Source organism: Micromonospora sp. NPDC005979, from assembly GCF_040614415.1.
Classification (GTDB): domain Bacteria; phylum Actinomycetota; class Actinomycetes; order Mycobacteriales; family Micromonosporaceae; genus Micromonospora.
Map to the genome: position 1 here is coordinate 137,260 of NZ_JBEXUR010000003.1, position 15,066 is coordinate 152,325.

The 15,066-nt window shown below is 72.4% G+C and carries 13 protein-coding genes; 6 read left to right on the forward strand and 7 right to left on the reverse strand.

Annotation, left to right across the window (positions count from 1 at the left end; genetic code table 11):
- Nucleotides 1–39: 39 nt before the first annotated feature.
- Both ABZ272_RS06770 and ABZ272_RS06775 read right to left on the reverse strand, forming a co-directional pair.
- Complete coding sequence (locus ABZ272_RS06770; RefSeq protein ID WP_355048917.1) at nt 40–1,011, reverse strand: hypothetical protein; 972 nt, start codon at nt 1,009–1,011, stop codon at nt 40–42.
- Between the two features lie 4 nt (nt 1,012–1,015).
- On the reverse strand, nt 1,016–1,648 hold the full coding sequence (locus ABZ272_RS06775) for an MBL fold metallo-hydrolase (RefSeq protein ID WP_355048918.1): 633 nt from the start codon (nt 1,646–1,648) through the stop codon (nt 1,016–1,018).
- Nucleotides 1,649–1,742: 94 nt separating this feature from the next.
- Here ABZ272_RS06775 and ABZ272_RS06780 point away from each other — a divergent pair, with 94 nt between their 5' ends.
- Complete coding sequence (locus tag ABZ272_RS06780) at nt 1,743–2,696, forward strand: DUF4349 domain-containing protein (RefSeq protein ID WP_355049310.1); 954 nt, start codon at nt 1,743–1,745, stop codon at nt 2,694–2,696.
- Here the strand turns inward: ABZ272_RS06780 and ABZ272_RS06785 are convergent.
- Both ABZ272_RS06785 and ABZ272_RS06790 read right to left on the reverse strand, forming a co-directional pair.
- A complete protein-coding gene (locus ABZ272_RS06785) occupies nt 2,653–3,912 on the reverse strand; it encodes an amidohydrolase (RefSeq protein ID WP_355048919.1) in 1,260 nt (419 codons plus the stop codon). The genes ABZ272_RS06780 and ABZ272_RS06785 overlap by 44 nt on opposite strands.
- Before the next feature lie 462 nt (nt 3,913–4,374).
- On the reverse strand, nt 4,375–5,958 hold the full coding sequence (locus ABZ272_RS06790; RefSeq protein WP_355048920.1) for a methylmalonyl-CoA mutase family protein: 1,584 nt from the start codon (nt 5,956–5,958) through the stop codon (nt 4,375–4,377).
- 207 nt (nt 5,959–6,165) lie between these two features.
- Here ABZ272_RS06790 and ABZ272_RS06795 point away from each other — a divergent pair, with 207 nt between their 5' ends.
- Both ABZ272_RS06795 and ABZ272_RS06800 read left to right on the forward strand, forming a co-directional pair.
- Nucleotides 6,166–8,229, forward strand: coding sequence for a serine/threonine-protein kinase (locus ABZ272_RS06795; protein ID WP_355048921.1), 2,064 nt, complete (start codon nt 6,166–6,168; stop codon nt 8,227–8,229).
- A 48-nt stretch (nt 8,230–8,277) separates the two neighbouring features.
- A complete protein-coding gene (locus ABZ272_RS06800) occupies nt 8,278–9,951 on the forward strand; it encodes a phospho-sugar mutase (RefSeq protein ID WP_355048922.1) in 1,674 nt (557 codons plus the stop codon).
- 43 nt (nt 9,952–9,994) lie between these two features.
- Here the strand turns inward: ABZ272_RS06800 and ABZ272_RS06805 are convergent, their stop codons facing one another.
- The 3 genes from ABZ272_RS06805 to upp all read right to left on the reverse strand — a co-directional run bounded on the left by ABZ272_RS06805 (nt 9,995) and on the right by upp (nt 11,465).
- Entirely contained in the window at nt 9,995–10,084 is a 90-nt protein-coding gene (locus ABZ272_RS06805; protein WP_355049311.1) for a hypothetical protein, read from the reverse strand.
- Complete coding sequence (locus tag ABZ272_RS06810) at nt 10,081–10,758, reverse strand: GPP34 family phosphoprotein (RefSeq protein WP_355048923.1); 678 nt, start codon at nt 10,756–10,758, stop codon at nt 10,081–10,083. Before ABZ272_RS06810 ends, ABZ272_RS06805 begins: the two co-directional genes overlap by 4 nt.
- 74 nt (nt 10,759–10,832) lie before the next feature.
- A complete protein-coding gene (upp, locus tag ABZ272_RS06815; protein WP_355048924.1) occupies nt 10,833–11,465 on the reverse strand; it encodes a uracil phosphoribosyltransferase in 633 nt (210 codons plus the stop codon).
- A 124-nt stretch (nt 11,466–11,589) separates the two neighbouring features.
- Here upp and deoC point away from each other — a divergent pair, with 124 nt between their 5' ends.
- Genes deoC through ABZ272_RS06830 form a run of 3 tightly spaced genes read left to right on the forward strand, consistent with a single transcriptional unit; the run spans nt 11,590 to nt 14,803 of the window.
- Nucleotides 11,590–12,549, forward strand: coding sequence for a deoxyribose-phosphate aldolase (gene deoC / locus ABZ272_RS06820; RefSeq protein WP_355048925.1), 960 nt, complete (start codon nt 11,590–11,592; stop codon nt 12,547–12,549).
- A 6-nt stretch (nt 12,550–12,555) separates the two neighbouring features.
- The gene (locus ABZ272_RS06825; RefSeq protein ID WP_355048926.1) at nt 12,556–13,986 is read left to right on the forward strand and encodes an aldehyde dehydrogenase family protein; all 1,431 of its coding nucleotides are present in this window, start codon (nt 12,556–12,558) and stop codon (nt 13,984–13,986) included.
- A complete protein-coding gene (locus ABZ272_RS06830; RefSeq protein ID WP_355048927.1) occupies nt 13,979–14,803 on the forward strand; it encodes an aldehyde dehydrogenase family protein in 825 nt (274 codons plus the stop codon). Before ABZ272_RS06825 ends, ABZ272_RS06830 begins: the two co-directional genes overlap by 8 nt.
- Nucleotides 14,804–15,066 lie beyond the last annotated feature (263 nt).

Here is a 15,066-nt window from a genome sequence, read left to right on the forward strand (position 1 = left end):
CCCGCAGGCGGCCCACCCACTCGTCGTCGTCCATCGATGTCAGTCTGCCGCCCCACCGCCCGCGTCCGCATCCCCCTCTTCGGCCACCAACGCCTCGACGGCCGCCTCGACCTCGCCCGCCCGGCGGCGGGCCACGGTCACCGCCCGTTCGGCCGCCCGCCGGGCCAGCTTGGCCCGGCTCAGGTCCTGTTCCGCCACCGCGCGCCGACGTTCCAACTCGGCCAGCTCCGTCTCGATCCCATCGAGTACGGCGACCCCGTCGCGCTCCTGCCCGACCGCCTCGGCCAGCTCGTCCTCGGCCCGCTGCTGGTCGGCGCGGGAACGGTCCAACTCGCGGTCGAGTGCCCGACGGCGGCGGGCCCGCTCGGCCCGGGCCACTCGCTGCGCCGCCCGCTCGGCCTGCGCCGCACGTTCCCCGGCCCGGTCGGTACGGCGATGCGGCTCCGGGCTCTCGCGCTGGGCACCCGGCTGTCGAGCCGGTGGCTCCTCTTCGTCGCCGGTGACCAGTCGCAACTGCGGTCGGGGCACCTCGCCGAAACCGGCGTAGGTGGCCGAGCGGAGCAGACGCCCCGCGCGTACCTGCTCGGCGACATCGGCGTCGGAGAGCGCGGCGTTCAGGGTCGCCTCCACCTCGGCCAGCGGCAGCCGGCCGGCCGGTGGCGCCTCGGGCTCCGCCGCGGCGAGCGTGCGGACCTCGGCGACCAGGGCCGCGACCACCGCACGGCGCTGGGCCGACAACTCCCGCAGTCGGGGGCCGCGCAGCTCCCGCTGGGCTGCCCGTAGCGCGTCGGCGAGACCGACCAGGTCGGCCACCAGGTCGGGTCGTTCGATGGCGAGCAGGTTGACCAGCCAGGCGGCGACGGTGGGGCGGCGCAGCCGGGCCAGTTGCCGGGCGGTGGTCGGGTCCCCAGCTCGCCGGGCCTCGGCCACCGCGGCGTCCCGGGCGGCCACGAACCGGTCCGGTGGGGTGCGGTAGAGCTGCCGCACCAGCTCCGTGGAGGGGCCGGGCATCGCGTCAGACGTCCACCCGGGTGCCGGGCTCCAGACGCTGGTACTCGGTGCCGGACATCGCCGCGAACTGCCGGTTGAGCACGCCCAGCCCGTTGTGGTTGAGCAGGGCGTCGTGCACGGCGTACGCGCGGCGGGGGGCGACCGCCCGGATGAAGTCGAGCACCTCGGAGAACTTCGACCAGGGGGCGTGGATCGGCGCGAGGAGCGTGTCGACAGGCGTCTCCTGCGGTACGACGAGCGAGTCGCCGGGGTGGTAGACCACGTCGTTGATGAGGTAACCGATGTTGTCGATCACCGGGATGTCGGGGTGGATGACCGCGTGGCGTCCCCCGTACGCGCCGACCGCGACCCCGGCTGCGGTGAACGACTCACCGGGCTCGACGGGGCACAGCGCCTCGGCCGCGTCGCCCAGGGCATCGGCGAGCGCGGCGGGCCCGTAGATCGGGAACGGCCTCCGGTCGAGCTGGAGGCGCACCGCGGCCGGGTCGAGGTGGTCGGGGTGCTCGTGGGTGACGAGCACCGCGTCCGCGCCGTCGAGCGCCGTCGCGGGATCGCTGAACACTCCGGGATCGACCACGAGCACTCCGCCGTCGTGTTCCACCCGCACACAGGAGTGGGCGTACTTGGTGAGTCGCATCGTGACTCCTCGGCTTATCGAATCGTGATGTCCTCAGCGCAGTCTGCCGGAACCAGGCGGTGGGCGCGTCGCGTCCGAACTATCGCCACTGAAGCTGACGACGATGGGAGCGGGGATGGACGGACGGAGAGGACGACGCCGGTGGGCACTCCTGGCGGCGGGAACACTTGCGGCGGCGCTGGCCCTCGCGGGGTGCAGCGCCGGCGACAGCGGATCAGCGGATTCGGCGGCTCCGGCGGCCCAGGCCCCCCAGGGCGCGCTCGACAAGGGCAGCGGCGCGGAAGCGGCGGGGACCGCCGGGGCCGGCGCTCCCGATCTGCGGGTCGACCAGCGGGCGATCATCTACACCGGAACGATGCGGGTGCAGGTGACCGATGTGGACGCGGCGGCCCGCGAGGTCAGCGCGATGGTCACCCGGGCGGGTGGTTTCGTCGGCGGGGACCAGCGGCGCAGCGCCGAGGCCGACGCGGTGGCCGAGCTGGAGTTGCGGGTGCCGGCGGCCAAGTTCGGCGCGGTGGTGGAGGAGGTCGCGAAGCTCGGTCGACAGCAGAGCCGCGAGATCAACACCCAGGACGTCACGGAGGAGACCGTCGACCTGGAGGCCCGGATCGTCACGCAGCGGGCGCGCGTGGAGAGCGCGCGACGGTTGCTCGCCCGCGCCAACTCGATCTCCGACCTGGTGTCCCTGGAGAACGAGCTGGGTCGCCGGGAGGCGGACCTGGCCTCGCTGGAGGCCAAGAAGCGTCGGCTGGCCGACCTGACCGCGCTGTCCACGATCACGGTGTCGCTGGCCGGGCCGGCGGCGGAGGCCAGCGAGGAGAAGGCCGAGACCGGCTTCCTGGTCGGGCTCAGGGGCGGCTGGGGGGCGTTCGTCACCTCGATGGCCATCCTGCTCACCGTCCTGGGCGCGCTGCTGCCATGGCTGGTGGCGGTCGGCGTACCCCTGGCGGTCCTGCTGCTGGCGCTGCGCCGGCGACGCCGGTCGCCGGCGCAGGTCGCCGAGGTCAGCGCGCCGCCGCAAGTGCCCGCAGCGCGGTCTGCACCATGACGCGTACGCCGGCCGGGATGGCCCGCTCGTCCACGTCGAAGGACGCGCGGTGCAGGTCGACGTTGGGGCCGATCCGGCCCACGCCGAGTCGGGCGAGGGCGCCGGGGACGTACTCCAGGTACCAGGAGAAGTCCTCGCCGCCCATGCTCTGCGGCGTCTCGGCGACGCCGTCCGGTCCCAGCGCGGCGCTGGTGGCGGCGGTCAGCACCTGGATGGCCCGCGAGTCGTTGCTGACCGGCGGCCGGCCGCGCAGGTACTCCAGGTCGACCGTCGCGCCGGTGGGGGCGATCACGTCCCGCACCACCTGAGCCACGATCTTGGGAGCCTGCTCCCAGGTGTCCCGGTCCATCACCCGCAGGGTGCCCGAGGCGCACGCCTCGGAGGGAATGACGTTGTAACGGGTGCCGGCCGAGGCGTGGCCGAACACCAGCAGCAGCCCGCTGTTGGCCGGCACCCGACGGCTGACCAGGGCCGGAACCTCGGTGACCAGCCGGCCGAGCGCGTCGACCAGGTCGACGGTCAGGTGCGGACGGGCGGTGTGCCCGCCCGGCCCGGAGAGCCGGACGGTGACGTTGTCGGCGGCCGCCGTGATCGGGCCGACGCGCAGGCCCACCTGGCCCACCGGCAGGTTCGGGTCGCAGTGCAGCGCGAAGATCTGCACCACGTCGTCCAGGCCGCCGGCCTCGATGACCTCCAACGACCCGCAGGGCAGGATCTCCTCGGCGGGCTGGAAGATGAGCCGGACCCGGCCGTCCAGCTCGCCGAGGTCGGCGAGCTGGGCCAGCAGCATGCCGACGCCGAGCAGGATCGAGGTGTGCACGTCGTGGCCGCAGGCGTGGCAGACGCCCTCGACGGTGGAGCGGTACGGCACGTCCTTCGGGTCGTCGAGCGGCAGGGCGTCGATGTCGGCGCGCAGCGCGATGACCGGGCCGTCCGGACGACCGTTGACGTCACAGATCACGCCGTTGCCCTTGGGCAGCAGCCGGGGGTTCAGGCCCGCCAGGGAGAGTTCCCGGGCGATCAGGGCCGCCGTCTCGAACTCCGTACCGGACAACTCGGGGTGCGAGTGGAGGTGACGGCGCGTGGCGATGAGCCCGGGTACCCGAAGAGCGAGCAGGTGGTCCAGGTCGCGGGGCAGGGGCTGGGACCCGGGCGGAGTCTCCAGCCAGGACGACGCCAGCTGGCCGCCGGTGGGCAGCGTCAACGCACTCGTCACGTCGAATTCTCGATCACTAGAGATGGATGGATCATCGGGGACAGCAGACAGCCTAGACCTCCGACGGTGACGCTGCGCAACCTCGTTACGGTGATGATCAGACCGCGTAGCGTCACGTATGCCCTGCTGAGCGCGCTCGTCGAGGTGCGGGACCGCAGGTAGATCGCGTTCGAACGCTGCCATCCGCCCCCTCACCTCCTACAACGCGTAACCGACCCGGGCGGCCAGGAGTCGCGATACCACCCCCGGACCTACGCTGCGAATTGTCGCATTAGTCGGGGTGATGAACTGACACTCCGACAATAAGACGACCACGCTCCGCAACGGGCCGGACAAGGACGCTCACATAATCTCGCCGACGCCGACCGCACACCGTGTGCGTTCCGGCCCACCTGTCGGCGTACCCCCGGAGCCGGGCGGACACACCCGGAGGGCGGTCGCGTCAGAACCGGGCCGGTCGCGTCAGAACCGGTCGGTGGGCCGGTACTGCCCCCACACCTCGCGCAGCGTGCCGCAGACCTCGCCCACCGTGGCCCGGGCCCGCAGCGCCTCCCGCATCGGGTACAGCACGTTGTCCGAACCCTCGGCGGCGGCCCGTAGGTCGGCGAGGGCCCGCGTCACCGCCTCGGCGTCCCGCCCGGCGCGCAGCCGGGCCAACCGCTCAGCCTGCGTCGCCTCGATCGCCGGGTCGACCCGCAACGGCTCGTACGGCTCCTCCTCGTCGACCGTGAACCGGTTGAGCCCCACCACCACCCGCTCGCTGGAGTCGATCTCCTGGGCGATCCGGTACGCGGACTGCTCGATCTCCCGCTTCTGGAACCCGGCCTCGATCGCGTCGACCGCGGAGCCGTGGTCGGCCACCCGCTCCATCAACTCCACGGCGGCGGCCTCGATCTCGGCGGTCATCGCCTCCACCACGTACGAGCCGGCGAACGGGTCGACGGTGGCGGTCAGGTCCGTCTCGTACGCCAGCACCTGCTGGGTGCGCAGCGCGAGCCGGGCCGCCTTCTCGGTGGGCAGCGCGATCGCCTCGTCGAAGCTGTTGGTGTGCAGCGACTGCGTGCCGCCGAGGACCGCGGCCAGGCCCTGCACCGCGACCCGGACCAGGTTCACCTCCGGCTGCTGGGCGGTGAGTTGCACACCGGCGGTCTGGGTGTGAAAACGCAGCATCATCGACTTCGGATCCCGGGCCCCGAAGTCGTCACGCATGAGCCGGGCCCAGATCCGCCGGGCGGCGCGGAACTTCGCCACCTCCTCCAACAGCGTGGTGCGGGCCACGAAGAAGAACGAGAGCCGGGGGGCGAAGTCGTCCACAGCGAGACCCGCGGCCAACGCCGCCCGCACGTACTCCACGCCGTTGGCCAGGGTGAACGCGATCTCCTGCGCGGGCGTCGCGCCGGCCTCGGCCATGTGGTAGCCGGAGATGGAGATCGTGTTCCACTTCGGCACCTCCTTGCGGCAGTACGCGAAGGTGTCGGCCACCAGGCGCAGCGACGGCTTCGGCGGGAAGATGTACGTCCCCCGGGCGATGTACTCCTTGAGGATGTCGTTCTGGATGGTGCCGTTGAGCGCCGAGCCGGCGACCCCGTTCTCCTCCGCGACGAGCTGGTAGAGCAGCAGCAGCACCGACCCGGGAGCGTTGATGGTCATCGAGGTGGAGACCCGGTCCAACGGGATGTCGGCGAAGAGCAGCCGCATGTCCTCGATGGAGTCGATGGCCACACCGACCTTGCCGACCTCGCCGTGGGCGATCGGGTCGTCGGAGTCGTACCCCATCTGGGTCGGCAGGTCGAAGGCGACGGAGAGACCGGTCGTGCCCGCCCGCAACAGTTGGTGGTACCGCGCGTTGGACTCGGTGGCGGTGCCGAAGCCGGCGTACTGGCGCATGGTCCACGGACGGGAGGTGTACATCGTGGGGTACACCCCCCGGGTGTACGGGAACTCGCCCGGGCCGCCCAGCCGGGAGTCCAGGTCCTCCGGAAGGTCGGCCGCCGTGTAGACGCCCTTGATCGGATAACCGGACTCGCTTGACCGCCGTTCGCTCATCCTTCGGATGGTAGGTCGCCCCGGCTCGAGGTCGGGTGAGGGATACCGCACAGTGCGTCCCGACCGGTCGACGGGAGGTGAACGGTCGGGCACGATCTGTCGACTTCGGTAAACGTCCGCCGCGTCGGCTTTCGCATCGGGCGTCGGAACCAGCAAGATAGGGGGGTTGTGTCCCAGCCCCCCTCGATTTCCCCCGGTGGCTTTTCTGTGACTCAGATCCCGACGTGGAGCGGCGGACAGGTAAGTCCCGCCAGCGGACGAGCAGCGCCCGGCACCACCATCGGTGACCGGTACTCGCTGCGGTCCGCGGTGGGCAACGGCGGCATGGGCACGGTCTGGCGTGCCACAGACACCCTGTTGCGCCGCGACGTGGCGGTGAAGGAGGTTGTCCTGCCCCCGGGCCTGGCGCCCAGCGACCGCGACGCCATGTACGAGCGGACGCTGCGCGAGGCCCGCGCCGCCGCCGCCATCCAGCATCCCGCCGTGGTGCAGGTGTACGACGTGGTCACCGAGGCCGGTCGGCCGTGGATCGTGATGGAGCTGCTGGACGCCCGCAGCCTCGCCGACATGGTCATCGAGGACGGCCCGGTCGCGCCCCGCGCGGTCGCCAAGATCGGCATCGCGCTGCTCGGCGCGCTGGAGGTCGCGCACGCCATCGGCGTCCTGCACCGCGACGTCAAGCCGGCCAACGTGCTGATCTGCTCCGACGGCCGCTGCGTGCTGACCGACTTCGGTGTCGCCCGGATGCCCACCGACGTGCAGCTCACCACGCCCGGCATGGTGCTCGGCTCCCCGCACTTCATCTCGCCCGAGCGGGCCATGGGCCAGGAGTTCGGTCCGCCGAGCGACCTCTTCTCGCTGGGTGTGACGCTCTACACGGCCGTCGAGGGGCGTCCGCCGTTCGACAAGGGCGACCCGATCGAGACGATGCACGCCGTCGTCGAGGACCCGCCGGCCCCGCCGCAGCGCAGCGGCCCGCTGACCCGGGTGCTGATGGGCCTGCTGGAGAAGGACCCGGCCCGCCGGCTGGACGTGCACACCTCCCGGGGGATGCTGCGGGAGCTGCTCGCCGGCCCGCTGGGCAGCACCGCCACCGCCGTGCACTCGGTCACCGACCCGTACGCCGTGGTGCCGGTGCAGCAGCGTCCGGCGCCCGTCCACGCGCCGGCCCAGCCGGAGTCGAAGCCGGACAACCAGATCGGTGGCCGGGCCATGCTCGCCCCGGACGAGTCGCTGACCGACCGGTTGGCCGCGCTGCGCCGGGGCGAACGCCCGCAGCCGGCCGGCGCGGCCGCCGCCGCGGCCCTCGACGAGACCAGCGCCGACGCGCTCGCCGGCCCGCTGCACACGCCCACCGGCGCGATGCCCGGCGCGGGTCGCCCCGCCGCCGGGCGCACCTACGGCGGTAGCGCGGACGCCACCCAGCGGGTGGACGCCGGAGCGCACCCCGACGCGACCCAGCGGGTCACCTACGGCAACCGGCCCGAGGCCACCCAGCAGGTCGGTTACGGGGCACCCGAGGCCACCCAGCGCATCGGCGGCACCTACGGCGGCGGCAACCAGTGGTCCGTTCCGGGCACCGGCCAGCCCTGGACGACGACGCCACCCCCGGCCGCCGGCGGCGGCGGTGCCCTGGACAAGGTCCGCGCGACCGGTGGTCAACTCGTCACCACGGTGAAGGGCTGGCCGCGCAAGGTCCAGCTCGCCGCAGCCGGTGGCCTGGCCGTGCTGCTGCTGATCAGCATCGTGGCGCTGTCCAGCGGGGACGACCCGCCACCGAGCACCCCGCAGGCGCAGCCGACCCCGTCCGCCCCGGCGGGCCCGGCCGTCGAGATGCAGGAGCACACGGCCCGCGGCGTCCAGGTGATGGTGCCGAAGGGTTGGAAGAAGGCCACCGGCGGCTCGTACACCGACTACATCGACCCGGAGGACGACGGTCGCAAGATCCGGATCCTCACCGAGAAGTGGACCGGGACGCCCACCCGCTGGGCGGAGAGCGCGCAGAACTTCCTCCGTACCAAGAGCACCAACTGCAAGAAGCCGTACGAGCAGGTGGCCATCGCCGAGCAGCAGTTGGCGGGCAGCCCGGGCGTCGAATTCGAGTACACCTGCGGCTCCGGTGGCGAGATGCGCCACGGGGTGTGGCGCGCGGTCGTCAAGGACGGCAAGTCGTACTCGTTCTACCTCTCCGCCACCGAGGACGCGTTCGCCGAGAGCAAGCCGATCTTCGACGAGATGGTGAAGACGTTCCAGCTCACCGGAAACGGCTGAGCCGGAGGGAACCGACAGCGGTGATCCGCCGCCGTGCTATCAAGGGGCATGGCGGCGGACACAATTGACATCGACGACATTCGCGAGCAGGCTCGGCGCTGGCTGGCCGACGATCCCGACCCGGCCAGCCGGGACGAGCTGACGGCGGTGCTCGACGGGCTCCCGGCGAGCGCCCCGGAGCTGGCCGACCGGTTCGCCGGCCCGCTGACCTTCGGCACGGCCGGCCTGCGCGGTCCGCTGCGCGCCGGCCCGAACGGCATGAACCTCGCCGTGGTCACCCAGGCCGCCGCCGGCCTGGTCACGTGGCTCGCGGCCCAGGGTGGCACCGGCCCGCTGGTGATCGGGTACGACGCCCGGCGCGGCTCCCGCCAGTTCGCCGAACGCACCGCCCAGGTGGCGACCGGCGCCGGCCGGGCGGCGCTGCTGCTCCCCCGCCCGCTACCCACCCCGGTCCTCGCGTACGCGGTGCGTCAACTGGGCGCGGTGGCCGGCGTGATGGTCACCGCCAGCCACAATCCACCTCAGGACAACGGCTACAAGGTCTACCTCGGCGCGGAGCTGGGTGGAGAGCTGGGCGCCGGTGCGCAGATCGTGCCGCCGGTCGACGCCGGCATCGAGGCCGCCATCCGGGCGGTCGGCCCGCTGACCCAGGTGCCGCTGGGGCGGGCCGGCGAGGTGCTCGGTGACGACCTCGTCGCCGCGTACGTCGAGCGGGCCACCGCCGTGATCGACCCGGGCGGGCCACGGGACCTGTCCGTGGCGTACACCCCTCTACACGGGGTGGGCGCGGCGGTGCTCACCGCCGCGTTCGCGAGGGCCGGTTTCCCGGTCCCCGGCGTGGTGCCCGACCAGGCGGAGCCGGACCCGGCGTTCCCCACCGTCTCGTTCCCGAACCCGGAGGAACCGGGGGCCGTCGACCGGCTGATCGCGCTGGCCGACTCCACCGGCGCGGACCTCGCCATCGCCAACGACCCGGACGCCGACCGCTGCGCCGTGGTCGTCCGCGAGGGCGGGGCCGGACCGGGCTGGCGGATGTTGCGCGGCGACGAGGTGGGTGTGCTGCTCGCCGACCACCTGATGCGGCGCGGCGTGACCGGGCTCTACGCCACCACCATCGTCTCGTCGTCGCTGCTTAGGGCGATGTGCGCGGCGCGGGGTCTGCCCTACGACGAGACGCTGACGGGCTTCAAGTGGATCGTGCGGGCGGGCGGCGGAAGCGCACCGCTGGTCTTCGGTTACGAGGAGGCGCTCGGTTACTGCGTCGCCCCGGAGCACGTCCGGGACAAGGACGGCATCACGGCCGCGCTGACGGTGGCCGAGCTGGCCGCCGGCCTCAAGGCGCAGGGTCGGACGCTGACCGACCGGCTGGACGAGCTGGCCGCCGAGTTCGGCGTACACCAGACCGACCAGCTCTCCGTCCGGGTCGACGACCTGCGGGAGATCGCCGACGCGATGGCCCGGATCCGGACGGCCACCCCGAGCACGCTGCTGGACCAACCGGTCGACAGTGTCCGGGACCTGCTGCCCGAGTCGGACGTGGTGATCCTGCGTACCGCGACGGCCCGGGTGGTGATTCGCCCCTCGGGGACCGAGCCCAAGCTCAAGGCGTACCTCGAAGTTGTGGAGCCGGTGCCCGACGGCGATGTCGCCGCCGCCCGGAGCCGGGCCGGCGCGGCGGTCGCGCGGCTGCGCGCCGACGTCGCCGCCGCGCTCGGCATCTGACCGCGACCGCCCCACCCACCTGTCCCGCTCCCTTTGCTCTGCTTCAGCGGAGGCAACAGCCGGCAGCCGTTTGTGTTGCGTGGGTTGAAGCAGAGCAAAGGGAGCAGCGGAGGTGGCTGGCCCCGACGGTCAGGCGCGCTTGCCGAGTGCCTGGTCGACCGCGATGGCCAGGGCGGCGACGACCAGGCCGACCGACGGGCGGACGACCGAGTCGTCGGTGCTCACCTGACCGGAGAAGCCCGCGCCGGTGGCGATCTCCTCCAACCGGCGCCGGGCGGTGGCGGCCTCCTCGCCGCTGACGCCCAGCGCGGACTCCATCCGCAGCACGACGACCAGGGTGGCGAGGGCGGCGGTCCGCTCGTCCGGGGCCGCCGCGCCGGCCAGCGCCTCGGCGAGCCGCCGGCGGGTGTCCGCCTCGACCGAGGTGTCCACCACCGGGTAGCGGTGTACGTGGATGAAACCCAGTTCGGTCTCGTCGACATCGCGGACGACACCCTGGGCGCACAGGTCACCGAGGATCTTGTCGCGCAGGCCGTGGCGCAGGCGCTGCACCCACGACGCCGGGGTGTGCGGGGTGTCGGCGGCGATCCGGGCGAGCACCTCGTCGGTCACCGGCTCGCCGGTGGGCGTCGGGTCGACCACGGTCAACGACCCGTCCGCATACGCGATCCGGCCGGCCAGTGCCAGCTCGACCAGCACCGCGGCAGCCATGCCCAGGTCCAGGCTGATCCGCGGCATGGTCGCCTTGCCGGTCGAGTCGTCGTAGGCGAGGAGCAGCAGCTCCTCGGCGAGCGCAACACCAGTCATGGCCGGAGACGGTAGCGGGTCCGCGCACCACCGCGCGCGGACCCGCCGGACCTGGCACCGACCGGGTGGCACGCTCAGAACCGGGGCATGCCACCGAACTGGCGGTCGCCGGCGTCGCCGAGCCCGGGGACGATGAACATCTTGTCGTTGAGGCCCTCGTCGATCGAGGCGGTGACCAGGCGCAGCGGCAGGCCGGACCGCTCCAGCCGCTCGATGCCGACCGGCGCGGCGAGCACGCAGAGCACGGTGATGTCGGTGCAGCCCCGGTCGGCCAGCAGCCGGCAGGAGTGCTCCAGCGAGCCGCCGGTGGCCAGCATCGGGTCGAGGACCAGCACCGGCAGGCCGGCGAGTTCCCGGGGCAGCGACTCCATGTAGGCGCGCGGCTCGTAGGTCTCCTCGTCGCGGGCCAGGCCGACGAAGCCCATCGAGGACTCGGGCAGCAGGCCGAGCGCGGCATCCGCCATGCCCAGGCCGGCCCGCAGCACCGGCACCAGCAACGGCGGGTTCGCCAGCCGGGTGCCCTCGGTGCCGGTGACCGGCGTCTGCACCGGGTACCGCTCGACGGGGAAGGTGCGCGCCGCCTCGTACACCAGCATGGTGGTCAGTTCGTGCAGCGCCGCCCGGAACGTCGAGGAGTCGGTGCGCGCGTCCCGCATGGCGGTCAGCCGGGACTGGGCCAGCGGGTGGTCAATGACGTGTACGTCCACGATCGCTCAACCTACCCGTCCGGTCGGCGTGCCGGTGGGGGTGCGGGCGGACCGGCGACCTCGCTCACGCCCGCAGCCGCCGTGACCAAGATCACTCAGCGGTTCCGTGCGTAGACTTCTCGGCATGACGGCGACAACGACGTCGGCCCGGTCGGACCTCTCCGAGCTGGGACGATCCGAGACCGCTCTGCGGACCTTCCTGCACGGCCTGCCCGGCGTGGACCAGGTCGGCGCGGAGCAGCGGGCGGCACAGCTCGGCACCCGCTCCATCAAGACCACCGCCAAGGCCCAGGCGATCGACCTGGCGATCCGCATGGTCGACCTGACCACCCTGGAGGGCGCGGACACCCCCGGCAAGGTGCGCGCGCTGGCCGCGAAGGCGCTGCGCCCGGACCCGGCCGACCTGACGTGCCCGCACGTCGGCGCGGTCTGCGTCTACCCGGCGATGGTCCCGTACGTCGCGGAGGTGCTGCGCGGCTCTGGCGTGCACCTGGCCAGCGTGGCGACGGCCTTCCCGTCCGGTCAGGCGCCGTTGGAGATCAAGCTCGCCGACGTCCGGGCCGCAGTCGAGGCCGGCGCCGACGAGATCGACATGGTGATCAACCGCGGCGCGTTCCTGGCCGGCCGGTACCAGGAGGTCTACGACGAGATCGTGGCCACCAAGGAGGCGTGCGGGGACGCCCACCTGAAGGTGATCCTGGAGACCGGCGAGCTGGCCACCTACGACAACGTCCGCCGGGCGTCCTGGCTGGCCATGCTGGCCGGCGGCGACTTCATCAAGACGTCCACCGGCAAGGTCCCGGTCGCGGCGACGCTGCCGGTGACCCTGGTCATGCTGGAGGCCGTCCGCGACTTCCGCGAGGCGACCGGACGGCAGGTGGGCGTGAAGCCCGCCGGCGGCATCAAGACCACCAAGGACGCGATCAAGTACCTGGTGATGGTCAACGAGACCGTCGGCCCGGACTGGCTCGACCCGGACTGGTTCCGCTTTGGCGCGTCCAGCCTGCTCAACGACCTGCTGATGCAGCGCACCAAGCTGACGACCGGCACCTACTCCGGTCCCGACTACTTCACCCTGGACTGATAGCCGATGTTCGAATACGCCCCCGCCCCCGAGTCCCGCTCGGTGGTGGACCTCAAGCCCGCGTACGGGCTGTTCATCGACGGCACGTTCGTCGACCCGACCAGCGGCGGCAGCTTCAAGTCGATCAACCCCGCCTCCGAGGAGGTGCTGGCCGAGGTCGCCGAGGCCGACGCCGAGGACGTGGAGCGTGCGGTCAAGGCCGCCCGCAAGGCGTACGACAAGGTCTGGGGTCCGATGTCCGGCCGCGACCGGGCGAAGTACCTGTTCCGGATCGCCCGGCTCATCCAGGAGCGCTCCCGCGAGCTGGCCGTCCTGGAGTCGCTGGACAACGGCAAGCCGATCAAGGAGTCCCGCGACGTCGACCTGCCGCTGGTCGCCGCGCACTTCTTCTACTACGCCGGCTGGGCCGACAAGCTGGAGCACGCCGGCTTCGGCCCCGACCCCCGGCCGATCGGCGTGGCCGCGCAGGTCATTCCCTGGAACTTCCCCCTGCTCATGCTGGCGTGGAAGATCGCCCCGGCGCTGGCCGCGGGCAACACGGTGGTGCTCAAGCCCGCCGAGACCACCCCGCTGACCGCGCTGCTGTTCGCCGAGATCTGCCAGCAGGCCGACCTGCCGGCCGGCGTGGTCAACATCGTCACCGGCGCCGGCGACACCGGCCGCGCGCTGGTCGAGCACCCCGGCGTGGACAAGGTCGCCTTCACCGGCTCGACCGAGGTCGGCCGGGCCATCGCCCGGTCGGTCGCCGGCACCCGCAAGAAGCTGACCCTGGAGCTGGGCGGCAAGGCCGCCAACATCGTCTTCGACGACGCGCCCATCGACCAGGCCGTCGAGGGCATCGTCAACGGCATCTTCTTCAACCAGGGGCACGTCTGCTGTGCTGGCTCGCGCCTCCTCGTCCAGGAGAACGTCGCCGACCGCGTGCTGGAGTCGCTCAAGCGGCGGATGGCCCAGCTCCGCGTCGGCGACCCGCTGGACAAGAACACCGACGTCGGGGCCATCAACTCCGCCGCCCAGTTGGAGCGGATCCGCGAGCTGTCCGACGCCGGCTCCGCCGAGGGCGCCGAGCGCTGGTCGGCACCGTGCGAGCTGCCCGACCGGGGCTTCTGGTTCGCGCCCACCATCTTCACCGGGGTCACCCAGGCACACCGCATCGCCCGCGAGGAGATCTTCGGGCCGGTGCTGTCGGTGCTCACCTTCCGCACGCCGGCCGAGGCCGTGGAGAAGGCCAACAACACGCCGTACGGGCTGTCGGCCGGGATCTGGACCGACAAGGGCTCCCGCATCCTGTGGATGGCCGACCGGCTGCGCGCCGGCGTGGTCTGGGCCAACACGTTCAACAAGTTCGACCCCACCTCGCCGTTCGGCGGCTACAAGGAGTCGGGCTACGGTCGCGAGGGCGGCCGGCACGGGCTGGAGGGGTACCTCAATGTCTGAGCGGGTCGCGGTACGCAAGACGTACAAGCTCTTCATCGGCGGGAAGTTCCCGCGCAGCGAGTCGGGACGGTCGTATCTCGTGCAGTCCTCGAATGTGTCACTGGCCTCCCGCAAGGACGCCCGGGACGCGGTGGTCGCCGCCCGCGCCGCCGTGAAGGGCTGGGCCGGCGCGACCGCGTACAACCGGGGTCAGATCCTCTACCGGGCCGCCGAGATGCTGGAGGGTCGCCGCGAACAGTTCGTCGCGCTGGGCATCGGAGGCGACGAGGTGGACGCGGCCGTGGACCGCTGGGTCTGGTACGCCGGCTGGGCCGACAAGCTCGCCCAGGTGTACGGCGGCGCGAACCCGGTCGCCGGCCCGTACTTCAACCTCTCCGCGCCCGAGCCGACCGGCGTGGTCGCGGTAATCGCCCCGGAACGTCCGGCGCTGCTCGGCCTGGTCAGCGTGATCGCCCCGGCGATCGTCACCGGTAACACGGTGGTCGTGGCGGCGTCGCCGTCCGAACCGCTGGCGGCGGTGACGCTGGCCGAGGTGCTGGCGACGTCCGACCTGCCCGGCGGCGTGGTCAACATCCTGACCGGCGCGATCACCGAGACCGCGCCCACGTTGGCCTCGCACCTGGACGTCAACGCGATCGACCTGACCGGGGTGACCGACGCGTCGTTCGCCACCGAGCTGGAGGTCAAGGCGGCCGAGAACCTGAAGCGGGTGCTCCGGCCGGCCCCGGCCGACCACGACTGGACCGCCGATCCGGGCGTGACCCGGATGACGACGCTGCTGGAGACGAAGACGGTGTGGCACCCCAAGGGGGTGTGATCGGTTCGGCCTCTTGGTTTTCCGGGGGAGCCCGCCCACTCCGGGCGGTCAGGCTTGATCCCTGCGTGGGCGGACTCCCCCGGAAAACCTGACGTGGGCCCGGCCCGTCGGGTGGGGCACCTTGCGGGTCCCGCCCGACGTTCAGTTGCCGGTCAGCGGTGTGCCCGTGTCGCTCCGCGTGGTCGGGGCGATCATGATCCGCGCAACTTCCGGGATGTTGCTGCCTCCGACACGCTGGAGGCAGCGACATCCCTGTTCTTGTG

Coding starts and splice junctions, on each gene's coding strand:
- ABZ272_RS06800 (WP_355048922.1), top strand. CDS start 8,278: ATGGCGGCGGACACAATTGACATCGACGACATTCGCGAGCAGGCTCGG.
- ABZ272_RS06825 (WP_355048926.1), top strand. CDS start 12,556: ATGTTCGAATACGCCCCCGCCCCCGAGTCCCGCTCGGTGGTGGACCTC.
- deoC (WP_355048925.1), top strand. CDS start 11,590: ATGACGGCGACAACGACGTCGGCCCGGTCGGACCTCTCCGAGCTGGGA.
- ABZ272_RS06770 (WP_355048917.1), bottom strand. CDS start 1,011: ATGCCCGGCCCCTCCACGGAGCTGGTGCGGCAGCTCTACCGCACCCCA.
- ABZ272_RS06810 (WP_355048923.1), bottom strand. CDS start 10,758: ATGACTGGTGTTGCGCTCGCCGAGGAGCTGCTGCTCCTCGCCTACGAC.
- ABZ272_RS06830 (WP_355048927.1), top strand. CDS start 13,979: ATGTCTGAGCGGGTCGCGGTACGCAAGACGTACAAGCTCTTCATCGGC.
- ABZ272_RS06775 (WP_355048918.1), bottom strand. CDS start 1,648: ATGCGACTCACCAAGTACGCCCACTCCTGTGTGCGGGTGGAACACGAC.
- ABZ272_RS06790 (WP_355048920.1), bottom strand. CDS start 5,958: ATGAGCGAACGGCGGTCAAGCGAGTCCGGTTATCCGATCAAGGGCGTC.